At 41.6% G+C, this 17439-nt stretch carries 16 protein-coding genes; 9 read left to right on the top strand and 7 right to left on the bottom strand.

The features are described 5' to 3' along the window. The 5 genes from BLS32_RS14010 (at position 1) to BLS32_RS14030 (ending at position 4673) form a co-directional block, all read left to right on the top strand. Complete coding sequence (locus tag BLS32_RS14010; RefSeq protein ID WP_091397158.1) at positions 1 to 330, top strand: DMT family transporter; 330 nt, start codon at positions 1 to 3, stop codon at positions 328 to 330. Positions 331 to 332: 2 nt separating this feature from the next. Beyond that, positions 333 to 1091 carry a sensor histidine kinase gene (locus BLS32_RS14015; protein WP_091397161.1) on the top strand — a complete coding sequence of 253 codons (759 nt, stop codon included), beginning with the start codon at positions 333 to 335 and terminating at the stop codon, positions 1089 to 1091. Further along, positions 1057 to 1773 (top strand): LytR/AlgR family response regulator transcription factor, encoded by a 717-nt coding sequence (locus BLS32_RS14020; protein ID WP_091397163.1) that lies wholly within the window; start codon positions 1057 to 1059, stop codon positions 1771 to 1773. The genes BLS32_RS14015 and BLS32_RS14020 overlap by 35 nt, the downstream gene beginning before the upstream one ends. Before the next feature lie 120 nt (positions 1774 to 1893). After that, positions 1894 to 4164 carry a cation:proton antiporter gene (locus tag BLS32_RS14025; RefSeq protein ID WP_091397166.1) on the top strand — a complete coding sequence of 757 codons (2271 nt, stop codon included), beginning with the start codon at positions 1894 to 1896 and terminating at the stop codon, positions 4162 to 4164. Between the two features lie 98 nt (positions 4165 to 4262). Further along, complete coding sequence (locus BLS32_RS14030) at positions 4263 to 4673, top strand: hypothetical protein (protein ID WP_091397169.1); 411 nt, start codon at positions 4263 to 4265, stop codon at positions 4671 to 4673. 56 nt (positions 4674 to 4729) lie between these two features. Here BLS32_RS14030 and BLS32_RS14035 read toward each other — a convergent pair whose 3' ends face one another. The 3 genes from BLS32_RS14035 to pyrH all read right to left on the bottom strand — a co-directional run bounded on the left by BLS32_RS14035 (position 4730) and on the right by pyrH (position 8759). Then, positions 4730 to 7225, bottom strand: a complete 2496-nt coding sequence (locus BLS32_RS14035) for a DUF5686 family protein (protein ID WP_091397171.1) — start codon at positions 7223 to 7225, stop codon at positions 4730 to 4732. A 92-nt stretch (positions 7226 to 7317) separates the two neighbouring features. Beyond that, positions 7318 to 7881: a ribosome recycling factor gene (gene frr / locus BLS32_RS14040; RefSeq protein WP_091397727.1), complete on the bottom strand. Its 564-nt coding sequence runs from the start codon at positions 7879 to 7881 to the stop codon at positions 7318 to 7320. 170 nt (positions 7882 to 8051) lie between these two features. Continuing rightward, entirely contained in the window at positions 8052 to 8759 is a 708-nt protein-coding gene (gene pyrH / locus BLS32_RS14045; protein ID WP_091397174.1) for a UMP kinase, read from the bottom strand. Between the two features lie 251 nt (positions 8760 to 9010). Between pyrH and BLS32_RS14050 the strand changes: the two genes are divergently transcribed. Beyond that, the gene (locus tag BLS32_RS14050; RefSeq protein ID WP_091397175.1) at positions 9011 to 9634 is read left to right on the top strand and encodes a thioredoxin family protein; all 624 of its coding nucleotides are present in this window, start codon (positions 9011 to 9013) and stop codon (positions 9632 to 9634) included. Here the strand turns inward: BLS32_RS14050 and truB are convergent. The 4 genes from truB to BLS32_RS14070 are packed head-to-tail and all read right to left on the bottom strand — an operon-like array spanning position 9588 to position 12296. Next, positions 9588 to 10292 carry a tRNA pseudouridine(55) synthase TruB gene (truB, locus tag BLS32_RS14055; RefSeq protein ID WP_091397179.1) on the bottom strand — a complete coding sequence of 235 codons (705 nt, stop codon included), beginning with the start codon at positions 10290 to 10292 and terminating at the stop codon, positions 9588 to 9590. The two genes, BLS32_RS14050 and truB, sit on opposite strands and share 47 nt — an antisense overlap. Next, complete coding sequence (locus BLS32_RS14060; protein WP_091397180.1) at positions 10292 to 11089, bottom strand: undecaprenyl-diphosphate phosphatase; 798 nt, start codon at positions 11087 to 11089, stop codon at positions 10292 to 10294. The genes truB and BLS32_RS14060 overlap by 1 nt, the downstream gene beginning before the upstream one ends. Before the next feature lie 47 nt (positions 11090 to 11136). Next, a complete protein-coding gene (locus tag BLS32_RS14065; RefSeq protein ID WP_091397183.1) occupies positions 11137 to 11385 on the bottom strand; it encodes a DUF3098 domain-containing protein in 249 nt (82 codons plus the stop codon). A 35-nt stretch (positions 11386 to 11420) separates the two neighbouring features. Continuing rightward, on the bottom strand, positions 11421 to 12296 hold the full coding sequence (locus BLS32_RS14070) for a cell division protein FtsX (protein WP_091397185.1): 876 nt from the start codon (positions 12294 to 12296) through the stop codon (positions 11421 to 11423). Between the two features lie 159 nt (positions 12297 to 12455). Between BLS32_RS14070 and BLS32_RS14075 the strand changes: the two genes are divergently transcribed. From BLS32_RS14075 to BLS32_RS14085, 3 genes are all read left to right on the top strand, one after another. Next, positions 12456 to 15533, top strand: a complete 3078-nt coding sequence (locus BLS32_RS14075) for a leucine--tRNA ligase (RefSeq protein WP_091397188.1) — start codon at positions 12456 to 12458, stop codon at positions 15531 to 15533. Between the two features lie 479 nt (positions 15534 to 16012). Continuing rightward, positions 16013 to 16696 (top strand): zinc metallopeptidase, encoded by a 684-nt coding sequence (locus BLS32_RS14080; protein ID WP_091397191.1) that lies wholly within the window; start codon positions 16013 to 16015, stop codon positions 16694 to 16696. Positions 16697 to 16853: 157 nt separating this feature from the next. Beyond that, a complete protein-coding gene (locus BLS32_RS14085) occupies positions 16854 to 17324 on the top strand; it encodes a flagellar basal body L-ring protein FlgH (RefSeq protein WP_091397195.1) in 471 nt (156 codons plus the stop codon). Positions 17325 to 17439: the final 115 nt, after the last annotated feature.

A 17439-nucleotide genomic window follows, 5' to 3' on the forward strand; every position in this document is an offset into this window, starting at 1 on the left:
ATGAACTGGATTTTACTGATTATCGCAGGATTGTTCGAAGTTGGATTTGCTTCGTGTCTGGGCAAAGCCAAAGAAACTTCGGGAAGCGAATCGACGCTTTGGATGGCCGGATTTTTCGTCTGCCTTTCGATCAGCATGGGCTTGTTGTATAAAGCGACGCAGGAATTGCCAATCGGAACAGCTTATGCAGTCTGGACCGGAATTGGCGCTGTCGGAACCGTTTTAGTCGGAATTTTAGTTTTTAAAGAACCCGCAACTTTCTGGCGGATTTTCTTCTTATCAACTTTAATTGCCTCGATCATCGGACTCAAATTTGTCTCAAGCCATTAACTATGAACATTTCCCCAACAGCGGTTTATACTTTTGGAAGCATCGTTATTTTGCTGCTTGTTGCTGTTGTAATTTTGATTTATAAACTGCTGCAATCGGATAAAAACAAAAAATCGGCACAGGAAAAATTCTTTCTGCTGGAGGCGAAAGTCAACGATTTACAGCTCGAAACTTTAGAGTCGAAACTCAATCCGCATTTGTTTAAAAACATTCTGAATTCGATCCAATCACATGCTTATCAAACCTATTTTGCTTTGGACAAACTCGCCAATGTACTCGATTATATTTTGTATGAAAGCCAGAAAAAATTCGTGTCACCTAAAGAAGAAATCGAATTTGCGTTGAACCTGATCGAGATCAATAAAATCAAAGTCAGCCCGCTTTTTGAACTCAAGATAAAAACCAAAATCAACGAGTCGGAGCCGTTATTCGAGCAAAAATTAATCGCACCTTTAATTTCTACCGATTTGATTGAAAATGCTTTTAAACATGCAGACCTGCAAAGTGCCGATGCGTTTATTTCAGTATTGTTTGAATTCCGAGACAGCACTTTTTTTCTGACGGTTTCAAACAAGATTTCCGATAAAAAAGCGCTTAAAAAAGAACGCAGCGGCATTGGTGCAGCGACTTTGGAACAACGGCTCAAAATCATTTACAAAGAAAATTTCAAACTCGATAAATTCGTTGAAAACGACATTTACATCGCCCATTTAAAAATCGATTTGCGTGAATACAAAGCTCAGATGCTTGCTGCTGGATGATGAAATTCCGGGTTTAACGTACCTCAAAATGATGTGCGAACAAATTCCCGAACTCGACATTGTCAAATCATTCACCGATCCGGAAAAACTGCTGGACGAAATGCCTGCGCTCGATTTCGACTTGGTCATTTCCGATATCGAAATGCCAGGAATCGACGGACTCACATTGGCACAATCCTTCAAAAATAAACTTGTCATTTTCACGACCGCTTATAAAGAATATGCCGCCGATGCATTTGATATCGATGCCGTCGACTACATTACGAAACCTGTAAAAATGGAACGTTTGCAGAAAGCGGTTCACAAAGCGGTCGAGAAATTCAACCAGCAAACACCTGTAAAATCGATCACTTTAAACACTGATAAAGGAAAGATGATTTTATATTCAAATACGATCGTTTTAATACGGACATCGGCAACTGAAAGCCGCGATAAAGAGGTTTTACTGAATGATGACAGTGTCCTGATTTTAAAAAATATTAAATTCGAAACGCTATTAAATGAACTTCCAACAGTGGATTTCTGCCGCATCAGCAAAAAAGAAATTATCGCGATGAAAGCCGTAAAGTTTTTTAGCCATAATGAGATCACGATGAATTTGCAAGATAAAAACGGTAGGTTTCTGAACGTAATTTTAAGCGAAATTTACCGTCCTGATTTTCTGTCAAAAGCAAAAACCTGACTTGTTACAAAGTTTTGCCGTCTTGTTACATAAAGCCAAAAATGGTTTACTAAAAATTATATTTCAGCATACAGACTTCCCATATTTGCAGCAAAATTTACCAGAATCAAACTAGCAACTATGAGAAATTTTAAAAATTCCTTCTTTTATATTGTCATCATCGGAGGATTTTCGGCAGTCATGTATTGGATCATTACAAAAGGGAAATCGCTCGAAACCGGAAGAAATATCGTTGCAAAAACAGTCGAAAACGGCCATTGGAAGGATTTTATAGATTCGATGGCACACAATTTACAGCATCCATTAGCTATTTTATTGGCGCAAATTGTAACCATTATTTTAGTTGCGAGGTTCTTCGGCTGGGTTTCCAGAAAAATCGGGCAGCCGTCGGTTATTGGTGAAATTATTGCCGGAATTGTGCTCGGGCCATCGCTGGTTGGCATGTACTGGCCGGAATTCTCAGGCATGCTTTTTCCAAAAGAATCACTCGGGAATTTGCAGTTCTTAAGCCAGATCGGATTGATCCTTTTCATGTTCGTCATCGGAATGGAACTCGACTTAAAAGCCTTAAAAAACAAAGCACACGACGCAGTCGTCATTAGCCACGCGAGCATCATTATCCCGTTTTCGCTTGGCGTTGGATTGGCTTTTTTCATTTATACACAATTTGCGCCAAAAGGTGTTGAATTTGCATCATTCGGATTGTTTCTTGGAATCGCGATGAGTATAACCGCTTTCCCGGTTTTAGCGAGAATCGTTCAGGAGCGCGGACTCCAGAAAACCAAGCTCGGAACCATTGCGATTACTTGCGCTGCCGCAGATGACATCACGGCCTGGTGTATTTTGGCCGCTGTAATCGCGATTGTAAAAGCCGGATCTTTTGTGAGTTCACTTTACGTTATTGCCCTCGCATTGATTTATGTTTTGGTGATGTTGAAAGTCGTTCGCCCGTTTCTGAAAAGGGTTGGAGACTTGAAATCGACACGCGAAAGTTTGAGCAAACCGGTCGTTGCGATTTTCTTTTTGACGTTATTATTATCTTCTTATGCCTCAGAATTGATTGGAATTCACGCATTATTCGGGGCGTTTATGGCCGGAGCAATCATGCCTGAAAACAGCCGTTTTCGCAATATTTTTATCGAAAAAGTCGAAGATGTTTCAGTTGTGATCTTGCTGCCGTTGTTCTTTGTTTTCACCGGATTGCGCACACAGATCGGATTGTTGAATGATCCGTATTTATGGAAAATTACCGGATTGATCATTTTTGTCGGTGTGGCCGGAAAATTCTTCGGAAGCATGATCGCAGCAAAATTCGTCGGGCAAAGCTGGAAAGACAGCTTATCGATCGGAGCCTTGATGAACACACGCGGTCTGATGGAATTGGTCGTATTAAATATCGGTTACGACCTCGGCGTTTTATCAACAGAAATTTTTACGATGATGGTCATCATGGCATTGGTTACGACTTTTATGACTGGCCCGGCATTGGATCTGATCAACTATATTTTTAAAGACAAACAAACGATCATTCCCGAAGAAATCAGCAGTAAAAGCAAGTACAAGATTTTGCTTTCTTTCGGTGCGCCGGATAAGGGAAAAATTTTGCTCAAAGTGGCAAATAGCCTTGTTAAAAAACAAAGCAGCAATACGGCAATTACGGCGATGCACTTGTCGTTGAGTTCCGAGTTGCATTCGTTTGATGTCAAAGATTACGAACGTGATATTTTTGAGCCTGTAGTTTCAGAATCGGAACATTTAGACCAAAAAATCCATACGCTTTTTAAAGCGTCAAGCGATATCAATTCCGATATCGTCGAAACGGCAAACCAAGGCGAATATGATTTATTATTGGTTGGCTTGGGCCAATCGATTTTCGAAGGCACATTGCTTGGAAAAGTACTCGGATTAACTACACGAATCATCAATCCGGATCGCCTGATCGATAAATTCACCGGAAAAGAAGGCTTGTTCGAAAACTCGCCATTCGACGAAAGAACACGCCAGATCGTAACCAAAAGCAAAATGGCTGTCGGGATTTTAGTCGATAAAAACCTCGATGACATCAACAAAGTTTTCATGCCGATCTTTTCCGAAGAAGACGCCTTCCTGATTGAATATGCACAGAAATTAATCCACAACAACGGTTCCCAAATTGTCGTCTTGGATGCGGTCGGGCAAATAAAAAGCAACGCCCAGATCCGCGAAAGCATTCGGTCGATTGAGCAAACTGCGCCAAACCACATTATGGTGACGAACGAAAAAACGATTAAAAAAGAATTTCTTGACGATCAGGATTTAATGCTCATCAGCCTTGAAAGCTGGAAAAAATTAATCGATTCACACAGCATCTGGCTCAACAATACGCCATCCGTTTTAATCATTAAACCATAACCAACTAAACTTTCGCACGGTTTCGCGGATTTCCAGAAGCTCAGAAATCCGCGTGAATCTGCGTCAATCCGCGTTCCATCACCAATCGCATTTTCTAAATGAAAACATTCAAAACTTTTTGGATCGGCATTCCAATGCTTTTTCTAAGCACATTTGCATTCGCCCAAACGCAAAATCCTACGCAGCCAGTTACACAAATTCCGGCAACTGAAACTAAAGCTGAAAAGCAAATCAATCTTACACTTGAAGGCATGATCGGTATTTCTGTCGGTGACGGAATTGTCGGAATCAATGTCGGCGGCCCAAGCCTCAAACTAAAAATAAAAGACTTCAAAATCGGAGTCGGTGCTTTTCCATCGTTGATTATTATGGATAAAAAAGCGGTGCCAAGACTGGCCGTTTCGCCCATTGTCGAATACAAAAAATGGATGCTGATCACGCCGTATTACGGCTACGACTCGAAAGACAAGATGTTATGGACGTTTGGAATTGGATATAAATTCAGGTAAACTGATTTACGATTTCAGATGTACGATTTACATGATCGGCGTTCAAAAATCGTACATCAAATGCCCAGGTTCAGCACAAAAGTCAGCTTGATCGCGATGTTGTCTTCAAAGCGCGGCAGTTGGTTTCCGCCATATCTGTAAAACGCAGATAGTCCCAAAACGCTGTAAATCTGGTTGATTTCTATGCCCGATTCATAATAGCCGTTTTCAAGTGTTTTGTAATCGATTCCGGAATGTTGCTCCGGTTTTTCGAGTCCGCCATAAGCAATTCGGGTTACAAAAACCGGTGAAGGCTTGATGTTTCCAATGATCGGAATGCGCGGAAAAGCGTGTTTCATTTGGATGAACGCATATTTACTGGAGAAAAATTCGTTGAAAAACATCGTCTCAAAACTATTTCTACCGCCAATTGTAATCCGCTGCAGCAAACCGTTTTTATTCAAATTATTCGGGCTGATGTTGTACAAATGCGTCAGCGGCACATCACCATAGGCATAACCGGCTTCGAGCAATAATGTCGTTTTCTGACCGTTCATGAAGTTTTTTTCATATTCCGTACGAAAATCGAGTTTGCTGAAAACAAAATCATTTGCGAGGATCTTTGGCAAAGCCTGTGTAAATTGAAACGTAAATCTCGGAAACCTTTTCTTGACTTCCAGTCTGCCGTAAGGCGTTTGCATGTAATCGCTAAACGGGTTCCATTGCAGCGCCGCCTGGGCGATTGTTATCGTGTAGCTTTGGTACGATGCATCATTATAATTGAAAATGTAACTGAATTTTGGCTCGACCGTACTGTAATCGAGTTGCCAGATGCTTTCAGTTTTTGGGATGATTTTGGTTTCCAGGAATATTTTCCAGCTTTGATAACCGTAAAACGTACTTAAGTTAATAGGCCTCGGATCATATAATTTAAAACCTTTCGGATCAATTGCGAATGATGTGCTTGCAATTTCACGCAAATCATCAGTATAGGAAAGTCCGATCCAGGAGCTTGAAAACTTGCCGATTCTGGTGCTGAAACTGAGATTGTATTTGAAATTTCCATCTTTGGTTCCGTAAGCAGTATAACCTTCGATTTTATATTTTCTGGAGAATTTTTCATTTGTTCGTCCACCAATTCCAACACGAAAACCTTCGTAATTGTTGTAGCTTAAAAGCGAACGCAGCGCCAAGTCAAATTGGCCAAACGGCACATAACCGTTCAGTAATTTCCTGCCTTGAAACAGTCTTGTTTCGATGCGTTCTTTGCCAACAATGCTGTCCAGTGCGAAATATGTTTTGCGGCTGCGCACGTCTAGGCTGTCTTTTCGGAATTTGTTCCAGAAACTTTCGGGTTTGTTTTCTGCGTCGTCTTTGACTTCTATGGAAATAAATGGATTCCTGACCTTGATTGGATTGTTGTATTGGATGTCGAAATAATTGGTTTCTGATAAGACATAAGTAAAATCAGAAGCAAAGCGTTGGCGAGGCACATTCTGGTTGTTGTCTTCGGTATCGAATTTTAAAGTCTCGCCCAGAAAATGAATGTCCTGGCTGTTTTTTCCTTTGACAACCTTAAAGTTTTTATTTGTCGGAAACCACAAATTTTCCTTTTCGAGATACGTAAATTCATGCGTGCCGCTGATGTCTAAAACGCCTTTGATGCGCATGATCGCTTTTGCAATTGCGAAATTCCGGCTGTCGATGAAGAGCATGCCTTCGAGTCCGGCGGCTTTTCGCTTTAAGCGGTTTTTAAAGTAAATCATGTATACTTTCCGATTATCGATGGTTGTACTGTCGAGCAATTTAAAGTTGTAATCGTTGTATGAATCGTCAGAAATCGGGCTGTTGTATTTAGTTTCGAACAACTCGTAGCGGTTGTCATACACTGAAAACGATTGTAAATTAAACGCCATGATTTCGTAGATCGGATGTTTGAAACCGGCCATTTTTGTGGCAAGTACGGTTTCTTTGAGCGTTTTATCGGCAAATTCGTATTCGGAAACTTTTTCCGTCTGGAACAAATGCTGGTTTTTGATGACTTTCTTGAATTTATAATCCGATGAATCTATTTTTTTTAGTTTCTGAATGCCGTTTCGCCGGACGAATATGGAGTCGATGCTGCCGCTGACAGAATCGGGATTTGCAGTAATAATCAGTTTGTTGTAAGCTTTGAATTCGAAGCTGCTGGCTTTTTTTTCAGGATCGTTTGCCGTTTTATTTCTGATGGTTTTCCGGATGATTTCAAGCGCCGGATTTTTATTCGAGACTGCCACTTCATCGAGATTTCCAATTTCAGGTTCGAGGAAAACGGTGTAGAATTTTTTTGGATTGTTTACGGCAACTCCAGTTTTGTAAAAGCCGATGTAAGAAATGTTTAAAATGGCAATGGAATCTTTTGAGTTGATTCCGAATTTTCCATCGACATCTGTAATAGCCGAAATCTTTCCGATTGAAACTGTCGCAAACGGCAACACTTTTTTAGTCGAAGCATCTTTCACGATTCCGTTAATGCGGAATTGTGCCTGGGCGGCAAACGAAAAAAAGAACAGCAGCAACGCGATTTTCTTCATAAAGGCGAGTGGAATTCGGATGTCGTACAAGATACAAAGTCTATAAAAACAAAAATCCGCGTGAGGCGGATTTTATAAAACATTTGTGAAAATCAGACTTTCATGATTTCGGCTTCTTTAAGCGCCAAAACTTCGTCGACTTTTTTGATGTAACTGTTTGTTAAGTTTTGGACTTCGTCTTCTGCGCTTTTGCAGATGTCTTCAGAAGTGCCTTCTTTTTCAAGTTTTTTGATTTCGGTGTTTGCATCTTTTCGTGCATTGCGGATTCCAACTTTTGCGTCTTCAGCTTCCACTTTTGCTTGTTTAGCGAGGTCGCGGCGGCGTTCTTCAGTCAAGGCAGGAACGTTGATGATGATGTTGTCGCCATTGTTCATTGGATTGAACCCGAGATTTGCAATCATGATCGCTTTTTCGATCGGATGCAGCATTGCTTTTTCCCACGGCTGAACGGTAATCGTCCTTGCGTCGGGAACATTAATGTTTGCCACTTGCGACAATGGTGTTGCCGATCCGTAATAATCTACGAAAACAGCACCAAGCATCGCCGGGCTTGCTTTTCCTGCGCGGATGTTTAAAAATTCTTTTTCGAGATGCGCAATAGAACCGCTCATGGATTCTTCTGTACTGTCTAAAATAAAATCAATTTCTTCGGTCATTGTTTCTGATTTTTGTCGTTTGACAACTTTTAATTTGGAACTCAAAGCCCTAGCCCTGATGGCAGTGGAAATCCTTTTTTTTTAGGATTGCCCCGAAGCATCGCGTAGGGGAAATCATAATTAAAAAAGATTGTAACGTACAGCAGGAAAAAGCTCCTAAAAATGCTTCCTTAAACGCTTACTAAGGTTCCGATATTTTCGCCTTCACAAATTTTTGTGAGGTTTCCTTTTTTGTTCATGTCGAATACCAGGATTGGCAATTCGTTTTCCTGGCTGAGTGTGAATGCGGTCGTGTCCATGACATTGAGGCCTTTTGCCAAAACATCGGTGAATGAAAGCGTGTCGAATTTTGTCGCTGTAGGATCTTTTTCGGGATCTGCGGTGTAAATGCCGTCTACTCTTGTGCCTTTTAAAATCACGTCGGCGTGGATTTCAACCCCGCGCAAAACAGCAGCAGTATCGGTTGTGAAGTATGGATTTCCGGTTCCGGCTCCGAAGATGACAATTCTGCCTTTTTCGAGGTGGCGAACGGCTCTTCTTTTGATGTAAGGCTCGGCGATCGCTTCGATTTTGAGTGCGGTTTGCAAACGCGTGAGCATGCCTTTGTCTTCGAGTGCGCCTTGTAGCGCCATTCCGTTGATTACGGTGGCAAGCATTCCCATGTAATCGCCCTGAACACGGTCCATGCCGTTGCTGGCTCCGGCTACGCCGCGAAAGATATTTCCGCCTCCGATGACAATTGCAATCTGGACGCCTTTGTCGTGGATTTGCTTGATTTCTTCGGCATATTCAGCCAGTCTTGCCGGATCGATCCCGTATTGGCGGTCGCCCATTAAAGCTTCACCGCTTAATTTCAGGAGGATTCTTTTATATTTCATTTTTAGATGTGTTGTTTTTAGAGTGCAAATATAGTTATATTCTGATTTTGTGAAACAGCGTCGTTAAAAAATGTTGAGGAGCAAATAAACCTTTAAATTTTTAACCATGAAGGGCATTAAGTTCATTAAGATTCGTCGCGCTTAATGAACTTAATGAACTTAATGGTTTTTTCAAAAGATGTTAAGCGCAACCCAACAATAGCTATAAAATGTTTTTAAAATGGTAAATTTGTTGTCTAAAATTCAAGATAATGAAAGTTGCTGTTGCCGAAAGCCTGCTTAAAAGCCATTCGTATGTAAAATACCGAACGGTGGTTTCGAATTTGCTGAAACAAGGAAAATCTTCCGGAAACCAGCAGTCGGAAGCGTTGACGCATTATTCTGAACTTAACGAAGCGCGGATGAACCGACTCGATAAAAAGACGGTGATTTTTGAAGAAAATATCCAGAAACTGCTAACTTTAAAAAGCAAATATACCTGGCTGGTTTTGTCTGAAGGCTGGTGTGGCGATGCAGCTCAGATTCTTCCGATACTCAATAAATTAGCCGTGATCACACCAAACATTGATTTGAAAATTGTGTTCAGAGATGAAAATGAAGCGTTGATGACTATGTTCCTGACCAATGGCGGAAAGGCGATCCCAAAATTGATCGTGCTTGATGAAGCATCTAAAAACACGTTGGGAAATTGGGGCCCGAGGCCAAAAGGCGCTTCCGATTTAATTCAAAGCTACAAACGGCAATATGGGGTGCTTGATGAAACGGCGAAAACCGAACTGCAATTGTGGTATCTGCATGACAAAGGAATTTCTACGCAGAACGAACTCGTTACAATGATGTTGAATCTGGACCAAATGAATTTTCAAACTGTATAATATCCATCGCATCATTGACATTGTAATCTCCGATTTTTGTACGGCGCAAGGCCGTTAAATGTGCGCCCGATTCTAATGCTTGCCCGAAATCAAAAGCCAGCGAACGGATGTAAGTTCCTTTGCTGCAGACCACTCGGAAGTCTATTTCGGGAAGTGCAATTCTCGTAATTTCAAATTCGTGGACGGTCGTTTTCCGAAACGCGATTTCAACTTCTTCGCCTGCTCGGGCATGTTCGTACAAACGTTTTCCGTCTTTTTTGATCGCTGAGAAAATGGGAGGTTTCTGATCGATTTCGCCAAGGAATTGCTTCGTTGTTTCGCGGATTAAGTCCTCTGAAATATGATCGGTTGGAAAGGTTTCATTGATTTCGGTTTCAAGATCGTATGATGGCGTCGTGGCACCAATGTAAAACGTTCCCGTGTATTCTTTAATTTGTCCCTGAAGTTCAGAAATCCTTTTGGTGAATTTTCCCGTGCAGACCAAAAGCAGGCCGGTTGCCAATGGATCGAGCGTTCCGGCGTGGCCGATCTTTATTTTTTTTAAGTCAAGTTTGCTCTTTAAAAGCCATTTCATTTTATTGACCGCCTGAAAAGACGTCCAATGCAATCCTTTGTCAATCAACAGGATCTGGCCGTTTTGATAGTCTTCGGCAGTCATTAAATGATCGTTAGCGGATGAATAAAAAAGTGGATCGCAAGTAAAATAAGTCCTGCAATGATTCGGTAATAACCAAACACTTTAAAACCGTTTTTATTCAGGAATCCAATAAAGGTTTTGATGGCGAGCATCGCAACAATAAAAGCGACAACGTTTCCAATAATCAGAAAATTGATCTGGTCGTGCGACAAAACAAATCCGTCTTTATAATAATCGTAGCATTTTTTAGCGGTGGCGCCAAACATGGTTGGAACCGCTAAAAAGAAGGAGAATTCAGCTGCGGTTTTTCGGGATAATTTCTGCGACATTCCGCCAACAATGCTCGCGCCGCTTCGGGAAACACCCGGAATCATCGCCAAACATTGGAACAATCCGATTTTCAAAGCGGTTGGATAAGTAATTGCTGTAGAATTTTCTGATCCTGAAGTGTCCTTAAACCATTCGTCAACTTTCAGTAAAATGATTCCGCCAAGAACTAAAGAAACAGCAACAGTTACCGGATTTTCAAGCAATCCGTCAATGAAATCGCTCAACAGTAATCCTAAAATCACGGCCGGAATAAACGCAACCAGCAATTTAAAGTAAAAATCCAAAGTCTGGAAAAAGCGTTTGAAATACAGAACGACAACTGATAAAATTGCGCCGAGCTGAATCACAATCGTAAATAATTTCGTAAAATCGTCATGTGCAATCCCGAAAAAAGAACTTGCGATGATCATGTGCCCGGTGGAAGAAACCGGTAAAAATTCAGTAAGTCCTTCGATAATCGCAAGAACAATGGCTTGTAAAGTATTCATTAAAATTTACGATGTTTGATTTACGATTTACGCAGATTGCGGCAATCTTAATTGTCTTTTTTTGGATTTTTCAGGATCGACCAGATCGTAATTCCGAATCCGATCAAAACGGTCGTTGGCGCCAAGCGGATTCTTCGGAAATTGAAAATATCTTCACTGAAAACTTTCGGATCATCGCTTCCGCCGCCAGCCATCAGGATAAATCCGAGTGCAATGACTGCAATCCCGATCAAAAGGATCTTGTAGTTGACTTTGTCAAAAAGAAAATCAGAATGTTCTTTATTCGTGTCTTTCATAAGGTAATTTTATGTTTCGGATTTAAAATCTGAAATTAATATAAATCGTCTGTTCGTAAATTCAAAAAGCGTTGTGTTGCGAAAAAGGTACTGATCCAACTGATAAAGATTCCGACGAAGAAAACGGCCAAAAGCACCATGCCTACAAGCAACTGATTCTGTAAAAGTCCGAGTCCGGGGAAATTGTTGTCGAGATAAAACAGCAATCCGATCAAAGCCAAAACGGCCAAAACCGCACCTATAAATCCAAGCTTTACACTTCTCCAGATAAAAGGTTTCCTGATAAATGACTTCGTCGCGCCCACCATTTGCATCGTTTTAATAATGAACCGGTTCGAATAAATCGACAAGCGCATGGAGCTGTTGATCAGTAAAACGGCGACTAAAGTTAAGAATCCGCTGGCGATCAAGATCCACAAACTTACTTTTTGGATGTTGTCGTTTACAAGGCTTACAAGTTGTTTGTCGTAAACAATATCCGAAACCATGTCGTTGGTGCGCAGGCTGCTTTCAATTTTCCGGATCTGATCGGCATTGATATAATCGGCTTTTAAATGGATGTCAAACGAATTTTGTAACGGATTCATGCCCAAAAATGTCATAAAATCCTCGCCAATAATATCCTGGTGTTGTTTCGCAGCCACTTCTTTCGGCACATAAACAAACGATCTTACAAACGGTTCTGCTTTCAACTGTTGGTCGAAAGACTTAATAATCGTGTCATTGGCTTCATTTTTAAAGAAAACAGTCATCGCGATCTCTTCCTTAAAATTATCAGAAAGACGCTTCGAATTGATGATGAACAAGCCTAAAATCCCCAATAAAAAAAGGACGAGAAAAATACTTAAAACGACCGAAAAGTAAGAAGAAATCAAACGCCGTTTTTGAAATTTTTCGAATGAAGATGCCATAAATACTGAATTAAGCCGTAAAAATAATAAAGAATTTCTTTAAACACAGTTTATAACGCCCAAAGTTTTAATTTTCGTACAATAAGCGTAAATTTGCGCGCATTACAGACAAAGACAGGAGCTTTTTCACTTTGTTACTTAGCAACTCACAAACTTTTTATGAAGTACAATCCGAACGAAATCGAAGCCAGATGGCAAAAATACTGGGCCGAAAACCAAACTTTCGCTGCCGAAAACCATTCCCATAAACCCAAATATTATGTCCTCGACATGTTTCCTTATCCTTCGGGAGCCGGCTTGCACGTTGGGCATCCGCTGGGTTACATCGCTTCGGATATTTATGCAAGATACAAACGCCACAAAGGTTTTAATGTGTTGCATCCGCAAGGCTATGACAGTTTTGGATTGCCGGCTGAACAATATGCGATCCAAACCGGACAGCATCCGGATAAAACGACGAAAGAAAATATTGCGCGTTACCGCCAACAACTTGACAGAATTGGATTTTCGTTCGACTGGGATCGCGAAGTGCGCACTTCTTCACCCGAATATTACAAATGGACACAGTGGATTTTTATCCAGTTGTTCAATTCGTGGTACAACAAAACTTCTGACAAAGCCGAAAGCATCTGCACTTTAATTGAAGCTTTTCAAAAAGCTGGAAACTCCAATGTGAATGCGGTTTCCGATGACAATATCGAATCATTTTCATTTGAACAATGGAATGATTTTTCAAAAGAACAACAGGAAAAAATATTGCTTCAATACCGATTGACTTATTTGGCTGAAACCGAAGTGAATTGGTGCCCCGGACTTGGAACTGTACTCGCAAATGACGAAATCATCAACGGTGTTTCCGAACGCGGCGGCTTTCCGGTCATCCGTAAAAAAATGACCCAATGGAGCATGCGGATTTCAGCTTACGCCCAACGTTTGTTAGACGGTTTGAAGGACATCGACTGGACGCAATCCCTAAAAGATTCACAGGAAAACTGGATCGGGAAATCGGTTGGTGCGCTGGTGACTTTCAAAGTGCTCGATGCTGAAGAAAATAAAAGTACGGTCGATTATGCGTTGTCCGGAAACGATTACAGCGGTTATGAAATCGACGTTTTTACGACGCGTCCCGATACGATTTTCGGTGTGACGTTTATGACTTTGGCTCCCGAACACGAATTGGTTTCGAAGATCACGACTCCGGAATGGAGAGAATCTGTCGAGCAATATGTAGAAGCGACTTCCAAACGTTCCGAACGTGAACGAATGGCCGATGTTAAAACGATTTCTGGTGTTTTCACCGGCGCTTATGCCGAACATCCGTTTACAAAAGAGCCGATTCCGGTTTGGGTGGGCGATTATGTTTTGGCGGGTTACGGAACCGGCGCAGTGATGGCCGTTCCTTGCGGAGACGAGCGCGATTATGCGTTTGCGAACCATTTCAAAGGTAAAAACGGCATGCTTCCGATTAAAAATATTTTCGCCAATGCGGATATTTCAAAGGAAGCCTATGGCTCAAAAGACAACGTAGAAATTGCAAATTCCGATTTCCTAAACGGATTAAACTATAAAGACGCGACTAAAAAGGCGATCGAAGAACTTGAAAAACTCGGGCAAGGCAAAGGCAAAACAAATTACCGCTTGCGTGATGCGGTTTTTTCACGCCAACGCTATTGGGGCGAACCGTTTCCGGTGTATTATGTGAACGGCTTGCCGCAGATGATCGACGCGCAATATTTGCCAATTCGTTTGCCGGAAGTAGAGAAATATTTGCCAACGGAAGATGGGCAGCCGCCGCTTGGAAATTCTACGACTTGGGCTTGGAATACCGAAACTAATGCAGTTGTCAACAACGATTTGATCGACAACCAAACGGTCTTTCCATTGGAATTGAATACCATGCCGGGCTGGGCGGGAAGTTCGTGGTATTGGCTGCGTTATATGGATCCGCATAATCATGACGAATTTGTTTCGAAGGAAGATGAGCAATACTGGCAAAATGTCGATTTGTACATTGGCGGAAGCGAGCACGCGACTGGGCATTTGCTGTATTCGCGCTTTTGGAATAAATTTTTGAAAGACCGCGGATTTGTGAGCCAGGATGAACCGTTTAAGAAGTTGATTAATCAGGGGATGATTTTGGGGATGAGTGCTTTTTTCTATAAATCTAAACTGACTGGGACAAAAAAAACAAACTTACTTGAAGGGCAAACTAAAACGGATTTTTTTGAGATTGAAATGCTTATAAGTAATGAATTTGTCGAGGAAAAAGATAAACATGGATATGGTTATGATTTTATTGAGTTGGAATCTCTTTCAGATAAGATAGGCGAATTAATAGATCAGAAACTTGCAGAAAGGTGGGGAGTATATGAGAAAACTGAAATGACATATATGGTTGAATATGTAAACAAGTTACATGTTGATGTTTCACTTGTGAATACATCCAATGAGCTCAATATCACAGATTTTAAAAAGCGTCCACTATATCAAGATTATGATGACGCAATTTTTCTAACAAATTCAAACGGCAAATTCCGAGTTTGTCGCGAAGTCGAAAAAATGTCCAAATCCAAATACAACGTCGTCACGCCAGATAATATATGCGAAGAATACGGTGCGGATACGTTGCGCTTATACGAAATGTTCCTCGGTCCATTAGAACAAGCAAAACCCTGGAACACCGCAGGAATCACCGGCGTTTTCGGATTCTTAAAAAAACTCTGGAAGCTGTATTTTGATGATAACGGATTGATTATCAATTCGAATCCGGCGAGTAAAGAAGCGTTGAAGACCTTGCATAAAACCATCAAAAAAGTGCAGGACGACATTGAAGGATTTTCATTCAATACTTCGGTCAGCCAGTTTATGATTGCGGTAAATGAACTGACGGCGATGAATTGCCACGAACGGTCGGTTTTAGAACCGTTAGCGGTTTTGATTTCGCCTTACGCGCCGCACATTGCTGAGGAATTGTGGGAGAAACTCGGACATCAAACGAGCATTTCCACCGCGCCGTTTCCAAAGTTCAATGCCGAACATTTGGTTGAAAGCAGCAAAGAATATCCGGTTTCGTTTAACGGGAAAATGCGTTTTACACTCGAATTGCCGTTGGACTTATCCAAGGAAGAAATAGAGGAAATCGTGATGAAAGACGAACGTACGATCAAACAACTCGAGGGCAGGACGCCGAATAAAGTGATTATCGTTCCGGGAAAAATCATCAACCTGGTCGGATAATATTTCCCGAATGTATAAAATCATAAATATCAGGCTTGCAGTTTTTTGCAGGCCTGATTTATTTTAAAGGCAAATTTGTTGCAACAAAATAACTTAAAAAATGCAACAACAAATTATCCTTAATGCCGTTTTTTAAACCATTAAGGGATTAAGAAAATGAAGGCGTTGCGCTTAATAAACTTAATATCTTAATGGTTCAAATAAAAAAGATGTTCCGGGAAAAATCATTAACTTGGCATAGCTGATTTTTAAAAATAATTGCTGTTATTCAACATTGCTGTACTGGTTTGCTTGACGCAGGTCAGTGCTAAAATGCTGAATCTGGCAGATCCGCGTTAGGGATAGAGGCAAGCACCGCGTGCAGCCGATAGCCCGGCGCGCAGCGCAACGCCCAACTGACAAAATTTCATTAACCTGCCATAAACCTGAAGTGGTTCAAAATTTGATGCTTGCGAAAAACAACATAAAAAACTACAACTATGTATATTGGATGGATTATCATGGGATTGATCATGCTTGCAAGCTGGGCCGTCAGCAACCGCCTGCAGGGCAAATTTGAAAAATATTCCAAACTGCATTTGCAAAACGGAATGAGCGGTGCCGAAATCGCCGAAAAAATGCTTGCTGACAACGGAATCCGCGATGTACGCGTGATCTCCACTCCAGGACGTTTGACCGACCATTACAATCCTGCAGACAAAACAGTCAATTTGAGTGAAGCCGTTTACAACCAAAGAAATGCCGCAGCTGCAGCAGTTGCCGCACACGAATGTGGTCATGCAGTCCAACACGCGACTGCTTACAGTTGGCTGGCTTTGCGCTCCACATTGGTTCCCGCCGTATCCTTCGCGTCGAATATCGTACAGTGGATCTTGATTGCCGGAATCTTACTAATCAACACTTTTCCGCAATTGTTATTGATCGGAATTGTGGTTTTTGCCTTAACCACTTTATTCGCATTCATCACGCTTCCGGTCGAATATGACGCCAGCAGACGCGCATTGGCCTGGCTCGAAAATAAAAGAATGCTGACGCGTGAAGAACAGGCTGGCGCTAAAGATGCGTTGACCTGGGCAGCGCGGACATACGTAGTCGCCGCAATCGGTTCGCTTGGAACATTATTGTATTACATCATGATTTACATGGGCGGCCGAAGAAATTAATCGGTTTCCACTTTATAACATCCGCTTTGTTGCAGAACAAAGCGGATTTTTTTTGCAGTTCATTTACCAAAAAGCGCGGTTGGTTTAATCAGATGAAAACCATCACGATTCGCGGCGTAGTTTTGAATCAGAAATCACAACTATAAAATCTGATTCTATGAAAACTTCCATTTTATCAATCCTGTTCGCGATCGTTTTTGCGACAGGCTGCAGCAAAGACGACGACAATGCGTCGCCAACGGTAGACAATCCGAACAAATATACGTATGCCGGAAATACTTTTGCGATTGTCGATTCTGAATATTTATACGCAGATGGCGACACCTATTTGTTTTTCCGCGGCTCGGGAACAGCCAATTATGTACAGATCATTTTCGCCGACCACACCGGCAGCATCCCAACAGGAACGTTTACTTACAACAATTTGCGTGACAGCCCAACGTATCATGAAGAAAGCAATTTCTGGTCGGGTGCCGTGACGACCGATTTGAATCCGCTGGGCTACAATTTAAGCGGCGGAACGGTTACGATCCTAAACACGCCAAACGGAAACAAAGTGACTTTTAACGTCACCACAAATGAAGGAACTGCCGAAGGCGCTTACGAAGGCACGATCCGGCCAAGATAGATTTTGAGTTAGTTAGAAGATCCACAGCGTAAGTTGTGGATTTTTTTTAGGAGCAATTTCCCGCTCTCGCCTTTATCTTTGTTCGTACCTCACAAAGGATACCGGCTCCATCGGG

Source organism: Flavobacterium noncentrifugens (genome assembly GCF_900100375.1).
Classification (GTDB): Bacteria; Bacteroidota; Bacteroidia; order Flavobacteriales; family Flavobacteriaceae; genus Flavobacterium; species Flavobacterium noncentrifugens.